2 protein-coding genes are annotated in these 2,618 nt (G+C 73.7%); both read right to left on the reverse strand.

From position 1 onward, the window contains the following. Positions 1-204: 204 nt before the first annotated feature. Positions 205-966, reverse strand: coding sequence for a hypothetical protein (locus tag ACFXPK_RS30785; protein ID WP_385080409.1), 762 nt, complete (start codon positions 964-966; stop codon positions 205-207). Between the two features lie 22 nt (positions 967-988). Further along, a complete protein-coding gene (gene miaB, locus ACFXPK_RS30790; protein ID WP_385080411.1) occupies positions 989-2,509 on the reverse strand; it encodes a tRNA (N6-isopentenyl adenosine(37)-C2)-methylthiotransferase MiaB in 1,521 nt (506 codons plus the stop codon). Between the last annotated feature and the right edge of the window lie 109 nt (positions 2,510-2,618).

The following is a 2,618-nucleotide window of genomic DNA, read 5'->3' on the forward strand; positions in this document are numbered from 1 at the left end:
GATTTTTTTTTTTCTCTCTCCTCCTTTTGTTTTATCTGGTTGTGTGGCTTGTTTTTTTTTTACTCCCCCCGGGGGGGGGGGGGGGGGGGGCCGGGCCCCCCCCCCCCCCCCCCCCGGTGACGTGTCTCTCCCGGGCGCTGGGGTCCGGGCGCTGGGGTCGCGGCTCCGCGGAGCCTCTGGACCCCCGCTGGGACCAGGCCGCCGCTAGGACCAGGCGGCCACGAGGTATCCGACACCGTACGGCGCGTCCTCGTACAGCAGCGCGCCCGTCAGCCCCGCGCCTCCGGCCGCGCCCGCGAGCACCTGCCAGGGCGCCCGCCCCGCCGCCTTCAGTTCGGCCGCCGGTTCCACGCCGAGCGCCGTGAGCGCCGCGAGGTCCGCCGCCGCCAGCGCGGCGGCGACCGACGCGTCGAAACCCGCCGCGCGCTCGTCCAGATAGCCGGGCGCCTTGAGCGTGCGGCAGGCGCTGGCGTCGCCCATCACCAGGAGCGCCACCCGGTCGGCCCCGGCGACGATCTCCTGTCCGGCCAGGAGGCACCGGTCGGTGGCGAGCAGAGGGTCCACGGCCAGCCCCGACACGGGCGCGGCGGACCAGCGCACCTGCTCCAGCAGCCACGCCGCGACGGCGAGGGAGACGGGGAGTACGGACCCTGCGGGCCGGGGACGCCCCGCGGCGCCTCCCGGGCCCTCGGCGACGCCGCCCGGTCCCGCCGCGCCCAGGGCGACGTCCACCGCCACGCCGAAGCCGCGGAAGGACCCCACGGCGCCCTGCGCATGGGCTTCCGTTCCCCCCGCCGCGCGCTCCGCGGGCCCGACGACGACCAGCCGGTCGGGCCGGGCGGCGGCGAGCACGCCCAGGGTGTCCGCGCACGCGGCGCGCGCGGCGTCCAGCTCGGGCGCGGCGCCGGCCGCCACGGCGGGCACCAGAAGCGGCGGACTGGGACATACGGCAGCGGAGACGAGCATGATCAGAAGCCTAGTGCCGTGCTCAGAGGGCGGCGCAGCCGCCGGTGGCGGCGGGGAGCGGGGCCGGGACGCCGACCGTGGGCAGCCCCAGCAGGACCCCGGCGGGCCGTGCCGCCTCGGCGGTGTTCCGCTTCTCCCACGCGTCGCCGGCCCGGGTGCGCCGTACCCGGATGGTCGGCCCCTCGGCGAGCAGATGGTGCGGGGCGGCGTAGGTGATCTCGACGGTCACCACGTCCCCGGGGCGCACCTCTTCGTCCGGCTTGGTGAAGTGGACGAGCCGGTTGTCGGGGGCGCGCCCCGAGAGCCGGTGCGTGGCGCCGTCCTTGCGCCCCTCGCCCTCCGCGACCATGATCTCCAGCGTCCGGCCGACCTGCTTCTTGTTCTCCTCCCAGGAGATCTCCTCCTGGAGGGCGGACAGCCGCATGTAGCGCTCCTGGACGACCTCCTTGGGGATCTGGCCGTCCATCTCGGCCGCCGGGGTACCGGGGCGCTTGGAGTACTGGAACGTGAACGCCTGCGCGAAGCGCGCCTCGCGCACCACATGCATGGTCTGTTCGAAGTCCTCCTCGGTCTCGCCGGGGAAGCCCACGATGATGTCGGTGGAGATGGCGGCGTGCGGGATGGCGGCGCGCACCTTGTCGATGATCCCGAGGTAGCGGTCCTGGCGGTACGAGCGGCGCATCGCCTTCAGGATCGTGTCCGAGCCGGACTGGAGCGGCATGTGGAGCTGCGGCATCACGTTCGGCGTCCCGGCCATCGCCGCGATCACGTCGTCCGTGAAGTCGCGCGGATGGGGCGAGGTGAAGCGGACGCGCTCCAGGCCCTCGATCGCCCCGCAGGCGCGCAGCAGCTTGGAGAACGCCTCCCGGTCACCGATGTCGGAACCGTACGCGTTGACGTTCTGGCCCAGCAGCGTGATCTCGGAGACGCCCTCGGCGACCAGCGCCTCGATCTCGGCCAGGATGTCGCCGGGACGGCGGTCCTTCTCCTTGCCGCGCAGCGCGGGGACGATGCAGAAGGTGCAGGTGTTGTTGCAGCCCACCGAGATGGAGACCCACGCGGCGTACGCGGACTCGCGCCGGGTCGGCAGCGTGGAGGGGAACGCCTCCAGCGACTCGGCGATCTCGACCTGTGCCTCCTCCTGGACACGGGCGCGCTCCAGGAGGACCGGCAGCTTGCCGATGTTGTGCGTGCCGAAGACGACATCGACCCAGGGGGCGCGCCGCACGATGGTGTCCCGGTCCTTCTGCGCCAGACAGCCGCCGACGGCGATCTGCATGCCGGGTCGCCTGGTCTTCATCGGCGCGAGCCGGCCGAGGTTGCCGTACAGCTTGTTGTCGGCGTTCTCGCGGACGGCGCAGGTGTTGAAGACGACGACGTCGGCGTCGCCGTCGGAGCCCTCGGGCGCCCGGACGTACCCCGCGCCCTCCAGGAGGCCGGACAGCCGTTCGGAGTCGTGGACATTCATCTGGCACCCGTAGGTGCGCACCTCGTAACTTCTCGTACCGCCCACTGCCTGACTCCGGTCGCCGCTGCTGGTCATCCCACAAGGGTAGGCGCTCCCGTGCGGCCCCCCGCCGCCGCCCCCCCCGGGCCCGGGCCCGCCCCCCGGCCGGGGCGGGGGGGGGGGCTGGGGCGGGGTGGGGGTGTAC

The sequence above is a fragment of the Streptomyces sp. NPDC059142 genome (assembly GCF_042755665.1).
Lineage (GTDB): Bacteria > Actinomycetota > Actinomycetes > Streptomycetales > Streptomycetaceae > Streptomyces.